General features: G+C 74.6%; 6 protein-coding genes and 1 pseudogene. 6 read left to right on the top strand and 1 reads right to left on the bottom strand.

Going from position 1 to position 8,265, the window contains the following annotated elements:
- Positions 1–207 (bottom strand): aldehyde dehydrogenase family protein (locus tag ACOJTC_RS16320; RefSeq protein WP_420117522.1); only part of this gene is annotated, 207 nt, incomplete at its 3' end.
- Positions 208–401: 194 nt separating this feature from the next.
- On the opposite strand from ACOJTC_RS16320, the gene ACOJTC_RS16315 reads away from it, so the two are divergent.
- The 6 genes and pseudogenes from ACOJTC_RS16315 to ACOJTC_RS16290 all read left to right on the top strand — a co-directional run.
- Positions 402–2,042, top strand: coding sequence for a hypothetical protein (locus ACOJTC_RS16315; protein WP_420117521.1), 1,641 nt, complete (start codon positions 402–404; stop codon positions 2,040–2,042).
- Entirely contained in the window at positions 2,035–2,964 is a 930-nt protein-coding gene (locus ACOJTC_RS16310) for a glycosyltransferase family 2 protein (RefSeq protein WP_420117520.1), read from the top strand. Before ACOJTC_RS16315 ends, ACOJTC_RS16310 begins: the two co-directional genes overlap by 8 nt.
- Positions 2,965–3,025: 61 nt before the next feature.
- A pseudogene (locus ACOJTC_RS16305) lies at positions 3,026–4,237 on the top strand (O-antigen ligase domain-containing protein); the annotation flags it as partial.
- Between the two features lie 1,145 nt (positions 4,238–5,382).
- A complete protein-coding gene (locus tag ACOJTC_RS16300; RefSeq protein ID WP_420117519.1) occupies positions 5,383–6,993 on the top strand; it encodes a lipopolysaccharide biosynthesis protein in 1,611 nt (536 codons plus the stop codon).
- A gap of 13 nt (positions 6,994–7,006) precedes the next feature.
- Complete coding sequence (locus ACOJTC_RS16295) at positions 7,007–7,894, top strand: sulfotransferase family protein (RefSeq protein ID WP_204927595.1); 888 nt, start codon at positions 7,007–7,009, stop codon at positions 7,892–7,894.
- Between the two features lie 98 nt (positions 7,895–7,992).
- The coding region (locus ACOJTC_RS16290) for a chorismate synthase (protein WP_420117518.1) at positions 7,993–8,265 on the top strand (273 nt) is incomplete at its 3' end.

Genomic DNA, 8,265 nt, shown 5'->3' with positions numbered 1-8,265 from the left:
CGGCGTGGTCGCCCAGTCCTGCTGCGCGGCGACGGCGGCGTCGAGCGCCTCGACCGCGTCGTCGACCGAGCCGTCGGCCACCGAGGTGAGCACCGACCCGTCCGCGGGGTCGAGCACCTCGAAGCGCCCACCGCCCTCCGCCTCGCGCCACGTGCCGTCGATGTAGAGGTTGCGCTGCTCCGCGGGCAGCCACCGGAAGTCGCTCATGTGGCCAGCCTCGCACCCGCCCGGAAGTTGTGAAACCTCGGACACCGGCGGACCGCCCGTTGCGCAAGGGGACCGGTCGGCTGTCGACCACAGGTGAACGGTCGGCGACAATGGGACAACCAGCGGCTCGCCCCGGGGCCGTCGTCGGCCCGCGCCGACCTGCCCACCCCTCGCATCGCAAGAGGACCTGACTGATGGATGTGACCGACGTCACTCCCGCCCGGCAGCGCCCGGTCGGCCTGGCCGAGTTGGCCCGCATTCCGCTGCGCCGGTGGCGCACGGTGCTCGCCGCCACCGGGCTGGTGATGTTACTGGTGGCCGCCTACCTGCTGGTCTTCCCTGCCACCTACACCGCCACCACGGCCGTGGTGGTGCGCCCGGTGGTCACCGACCCGTTCTCGGTGCCCTCCGGCGGCGCCGACCGGGCGGTCAACATGACTGCCGAGAGCGGGATCGCCACCAGCAACGACGTCATCGACAAGGTCGCCTCGATCACCGGCCGGGACACCACCGCCGTGGCCGACTCGCTCACCGTGGAGACGCCGGTCGGCGGGCAGGTGATGCGGTTCAGCTACGCCGGGCACAGCGAGACCGAGGCGGTCAACGGTGCCAACGGCGCCGCCGAGTCGTACCTCGAACTGCGCAAGGGCATGTACGAGAACCAGCGCGCCGCGGTGCTCAAGTCGTACGACGAGACCATCGCCCTGGTCACCAGCCAGCGCACCACCACCCAGCGGTCGTTGCCGGCCAACCAGGGCTCGTCCAGCCCGTCGCCGCGTACCAGCGCCCTGCTCGACCAGCTACGGGCCCTCAACGACCAGCTCGCCACCCTCGCCGAGCAGCGTTCCAAGATCGCCTCGGCGGACCTGAGCCCCGGTTCGGTCACCAGCGCCGCCCGCGCACCCGTCCCGTCGAGCCGGGACGCCGCCCCGCTGATCCTGGTCGCCGGGCTCCTCGGTGGCCTGCTCGTCGGCGGGCTGGTCGCCTTCGTCCGGGAATCCATGGACCGCCGGGTCCGCACCGCCGGTGAGGCATCCGCGCTGGTCGGTGCCCCGCTGCTGGGCACCGTCGGACGGGACCGCTCGGGTCGGCTCTCCGACACCGACCTGCGCTACCTGGTGCTGGCCCTGGGCCGGTGGGTGGACGGGCCGGCACCACTGCCCCTGGTCCTGCTCTCCAGCGCCGCCGACGAGCAGCGGGAACAGGTCACCGCCGGGGTCGCCGCGGCGCTGGCCCAGTCCGGGCACGAGGTACGCCTGGGCGTCGCCCCGGAGAGCCAGGAACGCATCCGGGCGCTGCTCACCGACGCGCAGCGCCGGCACCCGGCCGTCGAGCAGACCCGTCCCCGGGTGCCCCGCCCCCGGCCGATGCCCAGCAACGTCCCGGCCCCGGCCACCACCCCGGCCACCGGCGGCAACCCGGAGGACACGATGGTCATCCCGCCGGTCCGCAAGCCCCGGCCGTTCCCCACCGACGACCCGAAGAACGGTGGCGTCTACCGCTCCACCACCACCTCGGCGGACAAGACCGAGATCATTCCCCGGGTGCTGCCCAAGGAGGCCCCCGCCGCCGACGGTGAGCAGGTCCGCATCGGTGCCGGCGCGGTACGCCTGGTCCCGCTGGAGGCCCCGGTGGCCGCCGGGGTCACCGTGATCGACGCCCCGCCCGCCCTGCACGACGAACGGGGTGTGCGGGCCGCCCGGGAGGGACGGGCCGTGCTGGTCGCCGCCCGCGACAAGACCCGCACCGGCCGGCTGGGTCAACTGGTGGACCGGCTGCGCTCGGTGGGCGTCGAACCGGTCGGGTTCGTGGTGACGGGAGAGAAGCGTGACTGAGCCGACCACCACCGCGTACCCGCCGGTGACCGTGGTGATCGCCACCCGGGACCGGCCCGGCCTACTGGAACGGGCCGTGCGCGCGGTGCTCGACCAGGACTACCCCGGGTCGGTGGAGTGCGTCGTCGTCTACGACCACACCGACCTGCGGGAACTGGACGTCGCCGTGCCGGCCGGGCGCACCCTGCGGTACGTCCACAACACCCACCGGCGGGGGCTGCCCGGCGGCCGGAACACCGGCTTCGACACCGCCACCGCCGACCTGATCGCCTTCTGCGACGACGACGACCACTGGCTGCCGGCGAAGCTGCGCCGGCAGGTGGAGCTGCTGGCACAGCGGCCCGACGCCGCCGCCGCGAGCTGCGGCATCCGGCTGGAGGGGCCGGGCATCGCCAAGGAACGGCAGCTCGACCGGGCCGAGGTCGGCCTGCCCGACTTCGTCGAGGACCGGATCATGGAGGTGCACTCCAGCACCATCCTCATCCGGCGCTCCACCTGGGCGGCCATCGGCCCGGTCGACGAGGAACTGCCAGGCGGCTACGGCGAGGACTACGAGTGGCTGCTGCGCATCGCCGGGCACGGCCCGGTGGTGATCGTGCCCGAGGTGCTGGTGGTGGTCGACTGGCACGGCGGTTCGTTCTTCTTCGGCCGCTGGGCGACCATCGTCGAGGCCACCCGCTACCTGCTCGACAAGCACCCCGAGCTGGCCGGCAGCCGTACCGGGCTGGCCCGGCTGCACGGGCAGATCGCGTTCGCCCTCGCCTCCGGCCGGCGGCGCGGCGAAGCGGTGCGGGAACTCGGCCGGGTGATCCGGCTCAACCCCCGGGAGAAGCGGGTGCTGGTGACCGTCCCGGTGGTGCTCGGGCTGCTGTCGGGGGAGCGGGTGCTGCAGCTCGCCCAGCGCCGGGGCCGGGGTGTCTGACCGGCGGGTGCCCGGATCACTCGCCGGGCCGCCGCCGCTGCCCACCTGGCCGCTACTGGCCATGTTCGGGCTGGTCCCGCTCTGGTGGATGCTCGGCGGCTTCTACCTGGGCTGGTCGGTGTTCGGGGTGGTGCTGCTGGGCCTGATGGTCACCCGGGGTCGGGTGGCGCTGCCCGCCGGCACCGCCTGCTGGCTGGTGCTGCTCGCCCTGGTGCTGCTCAGCTTCACCCGGCTCGAGCGGGCCACCGCCTACCTCACCTCCGGGCTGCGCTTCGGCTTCATGCTGACCGCGCTGATCGTCTGCGTCTACGTCTACAACCTGGTCCGCGACGGCGTCCCCTGGGAGCAGGTGCTCCGCCCGCTCGGCTGGTACTGGCTGGGCGTGGTCGCCCTCGGCTGGCTGGCCGTGCTGGCACCCAGGTTCCAGCTCACCACCCCGGTGGAGATGCTGCTGCCGGGCAGCATGTCGGGGGAGCGGTTCATCCAGGCGCTGACCCACGTGCGGGCCAACGAGTTCAACCCGGTCTCCCGGGCCCCGATCTACCGGACCGCCGCGCCCTACCCGTACACCAACAACTGGGGTACGGCGTACGCGCTGCTGGTGCCGTGTGTGCTGGCGTACCTGACCTCGGTGCGTACCGGCAAGTTCCGGGTGGCGCTGCTGGTGTCGTTGCCGCTGTCGATGGTGCCGGCGTTCATGACCCTCAACCGGGGCATGTTCCTCGGCCTCGGTGCCGGGCTGACCTACCTGGGCCTGCGGGCGCTGGTACGCGGCAACGCCAAGCTGATCGCCTCGATCGGTGGACTGGTGCTGCTCGTCTGGGTGGTCAGCCTGGTGGTGCCCGTGCAGGAACTGATCGACAACCGGGTCAGCAGCACCGACACCAACGTCGACCGGATGGACCTCTACGTCCGTACCCTCCAGGCCGTCGAGCGCTCGCCCCTGCTCGGGTACGGCGCACCGAACAGCGTCGACACCACGCTCGCCGAGGAACCCCTGGGCACCCAGGGAATGATCTGGCAGGTGCTCTACAGCCACGGCATCCCGGCCCTGATCGCCTTCCTGGGCTGGCTGGCGCTGATCGCCAAGCGGCTGGCCGGCGCGGTCTCCCCGGCCGGGCAGTGGCTGAGCACCATCCCGGTGATCGCCCTGGTGGTGATCCCGGTGTACGCCTACATCGACCCGAACATGTCGGTCATCTTCTTCGCCGTCGGGGCCGGACTGGCGGCGGTCAGCGGGCCGGTGAACCGCACGGTCACCCTCGCGCCCGGGGTCGTCGACGCCCGCACGTCCCGCGCCGCGACGGCCGGCGCCGGCATGCCGTCCTCGCCTGCCGGCACCGTGGCGTCCGGCAGCACGGCGTCCGGCGGTACGGCGACCGGCCGTGCGGCCCCGGGCGGTGCGGCCACGGCGACCGGAACGGCTGCCGTGCCGGCCCGGGCGTCGGCCACCGTCCCGACCCCGCCGACCCGGGCCGCCGCCCCCGTGCCACCCCGGTCGACCCGGGCCACCGCTGCCGCGGCACCCCCCGCTTCGCCCGCGCCGGCACCCGGTGCCCCGCCCCGATCCCCGACTCCACCTGTGGCGGCGTCCCCGGTCCCGCCCCGCGTCCCGGTGTCGCCCGTGACGGCAACCCCGGCCCCGCCCCGCGCCCGGGATTCGCCGGTGAGGGCAAACCCGGTCCCGCCGGCAACTCCGGCCCCACCTGCGGCGGCATCCACCCCCGCACCCCGACCCCCGGCGCCGTCCGCGACGACGTCCCCGGCCGCGCCCCCGGTCCCGCCGTCGACGTCGGCTCCGGGCCGGCCAGCGGCCCCGTCTCCGGTTCCGTCCTGGCCCCCGGCTCAGGCCCCGGCCCGCCCCTGCGCACCCGCCCCGGCGTCGAACCGGGGAGCGTCGCCGACCCCGCCTCCGGTCGCGCCTCCGCCCCCGACAGCCGGGCAGGTTCCCGACCCGATGCCCCGCCGGACCGCGATCCCCCTTCCCGGGCCGGCCCGACCGCCGGTTCCCGACCAGCCGTCGTCCCCGACCGCCTCTGCGACGCCGTCCCCCGCGCCGTCTCCGACGGCCGCTCCGGCTGCCCGGCCGGCCCCTGCCTCGGCCCCGGCCCCGGCTCCGGCCCCGGCCCCGGCCCCGGCTCCGGCCCCGGCTTCGGCTCCGGCTCCGGTTCAGACCTCGGCCCCGGCTCGGACCTCGGCCCCGGTTCATACCTCGGCTCCGGTTCCCGCCCGGCCTCCGGCGGCGACATCTGTCAGCGGTCCCCGGCCGGCCGGCGGGGTGGACGCGCCGACGGTGGTGCAACCCGCCCGTACCGGCGGCGACACCCCACCCGGCACTGCGGCCGACGACCGGCCCCACGCCCGGGACCAGCGCGACACCGGGGACCAGACCCGCACCGACGACGGCAGGGAGCAGGCATGAGACGACCGGGAACCGGAACCACTCCGGCGGTGCCCCGGCAGCTCGACCGCCGCTCCGCCGACCCGGGGGCGCACCCGTCGACCGGCCCGGCGGCCACCGACGGGACCGACGCGACGGGCGGCGCCGGCGAGGTACGGCGCAGCGCCCGCAGCGGTGCGGTCGGTTTGGTCGGCGCTGCGGTCAACGGCGCGTTGGGTTTCCTGCTCACCGTGGTCATCGTGCGCGGCTTCGGCACCGACGGCTCCGGTGCGCTCTTCACTGCCATCGGCGTGGTCTCCATCCTGGGCGCGGTCTGCTGCGCCGGTGCGGACACCGCCCTGGTCTGGGCGCTGCCCCGACGCCGGATCGGCGTCGACGGCGACGCCGCCCGGCTGCTGCCGGTCGCGTTGCTGCCGGTGCTCCTGCTCACCGGGGGCGTGGCGCCGGGGGCCGCCCTCCCCCCCGACCGGCTCGCCCCGGTCTTCTTCGAGCGGTCGGACGGGCCGACACTGCTGCGGCTGGCGTTCCTCGCCCTGCCGGTGACCGTGGCGATGACCGTGCTGCTCGCCGCCGTCCGGGCGGTCCGGCCGGTGACCGCCGTGGTCGGCATCCAGTACGTGCTGGTGCCGCTGGCCCGGCCCGTCCTGCTGCTGGCGACCGTCGCCACCGGTGCCGGGGTGGCCGTCGGCTTCGGCGGTTGGCTGCTGCCGGTGGCGTTGGCCGTGGTCGCCGCCGCCGTCCTGCTGCTGCGGCCCCTCGGCCTGCTCGCCGGGGCGCGACTGCGGCCGGACGGCGCGGACTGGCGTACCCTCTGGGGCTTCGCGTTGCCCCGGGCGGTGTCGGCGGCCATCGACGCCAGCAGCATGTGGGTGGGGGTGCTGCTCACCTCGGCGTTGGCCGGTGCGGACGAGTCGGGTGTCTTCGGTGCGGTCGGCCGGTACGCCCTGGCCGGGCTGCTGATCATGCAGGGGTTGCGGGTGGCCGTCGCACCCCAGCTGTCCCGGCTGCTCGGGCAGGGGCGCACCGCCGACGCGGCGCTGGTCTACCGGCGGGTCACCGTCGTGATCATCCTGCTGTCCTGGCCGGCGTACCTGCTGCTGGCGGTGTTCGCACCCGGGTTCCTCAGCCTCTTCGGCGACGGGTTCACCGTCGGGGCCGCCCCGCTGGCGGTGCTCGCCGGTGCGATGCTGGTCAACTCGGGGGTGGGCATCGTGCAGACGATGCTGCTGATGAGCGGCAACAGCGCCCGCCACCTCCAGGCCACCGTGGTCGGGCTGGCGCTCACCGTCGGGCTGGGCTTCCTGCTCATCCCCGACCACGGCGCGCTCGGCGCGGCGTACGCCTGGACGGCCGGCGTGGTCGCCGAGAACGTGCTGGCCGCGGTGGCGGCCCGGGTGGCGATCGGCGAGCCGCTGCTCACCCGCTCGGTGGGCTGGGCGGCGCTCGGGGCCGGCGGCGGCGCGGCCGTGGTGGCGGTGCTCAGCGCGCTGGTCGCCGGCCGGGGTGTGGCCGGCCTGGCGCTGGCCCTGGTGGTGCTGGCGGTCGTCGCCGTCGGGCTGCTGCTGGACCGGCGGGTCCGGCGTACGGTCCGGGCCGCCGTGACGATGCTCAGGCCGAAACCGGCGTGACGAGAGGGAGACGATGACGATCCGCGACCGCCTCAAGGGTGTGGTCCCGCACCAGGTCACCCACCAGGTGCGCAGCTCGCTGGTCCGGTACGGCGAACGCACCAGCGACCGCCGGCCGCTGCCGGACTTCCTGATCACCGGTACCAAGCGGGGCGGCACCACCTCGCTGTGGCGTTACCTGCTGGCGCACCCCCTGGTGCCCCGGCTCTTCCCGGCCTGGAACACCAAGACCTCGCACTACTTCGAGGAGAACTGGGGCCGGGGTGAGGCGTGGTACCGGTCGCACTTTCCGACGGTCCGGCACCGGCAGGCCCTGGAACGCCGGCACGGTGGGCCGGTCCGTGTCGGTGAGGCCGCGCCGCTGTACATGTTCCACCCGCTCGCCGCGCAGCGGGTCGCGGAGCTGATGCCCGACGTCCGGTTGATCTTCCTGCTCCGGGACCCGGTGGAGCGGGCGTACTCGCACTGGAAGGAGCGGCGTACCGAGGGCAGGGAGCCGCTGGACTTCGCCGAGGCGCTGGCCCGGGAGGAGGAACGGACGGCGGGGGAGCGGGAGAAGCTGATCGCCGACCCGACGTACTTCAGCGAGGCGTACGACTGGTACACCTACCGCGCCCGGGGCCGCTACCTGGAGCACCTGACGCCGTGGCTGGACCGGTTCGACCGCTCCCAGCTGCTGATCCTGCCCAGCGAGACGCTGTACGCCGAGCCGGCCGCCACGTACGCCCGGGTGCTGGACTTCCTCGGCCTGCCCCCGCACCAGCTCGCCGCGTACGAGGCGCACAACCACCGGCGCAGCAGCGCCATGCCGGATCAGGTCCGGGCCGAGCTGAGCGCCCACTTCGCCCCGCACAACGCGGCGCTGGAACAGCGGTTGGGGATGCGCTTCGACTGGTCGTGACCGGTGCCGGTGCCGGGCCGGGTGGACCTCGTCGTCCGCAGGGCGGGACGGGCCGGGCACGGTGCCCTCGCCGGGGCCGGGCGTGACAGACTGACGCGGTGTTGCGTTGGCTGACTGCAGGTGAATCGCATGGTCCGGCTCTGGTGGCGTTGTTGGAGGGGGTTCCCGCCGGGGTGGCGGTGACTTCCGGTGACATCGCAGGTGAGTTGGCGCGTCGTCGGCTCGGCTACGGCCGGGGTGCGCGGATGGCGTTCGAGCAGGATGAGGTCGAGGTCGTCGGTGGCCTGCGGCACGGGTTGACGTTGGGTAGTCCGGTGGCGATCCGGGTGGGGAACTCGGAGTGGCCGAAGTGGCGGACGGTGATGGCCGCC

The sequence above is a fragment of the Micromonospora sp. genome (assembly GCF_048594385.1).
Taxonomy (GTDB): Bacteria; Actinomycetota; Actinomycetes; order Mycobacteriales; family Micromonosporaceae; genus Micromonospora; species Micromonospora wenchangensis.
This window is presented reverse-complemented; position numbering and strand designations above follow the sequence as displayed.

Excerpts from the sequence above, each read along its gene's own strand:
- ACOJTC_RS16295 (WP_204927595.1), top strand. The coding sequence starts at position 7,007 with ATGACGATCCGCGACCGCCTCAAGGGTGTGGTCCCGCACCAGGTCACC.
- ACOJTC_RS16315 (WP_420117521.1), top strand. The coding sequence starts at position 402 with ATGGATGTGACCGACGTCACTCCCGCCCGGCAGCGCCCGGTCGGCCTG.
- ACOJTC_RS16300 (WP_420117519.1), top strand. The coding sequence starts at position 5,383 with ATGAGACGACCGGGAACCGGAACCACTCCGGCGGTGCCCCGGCAGCTC.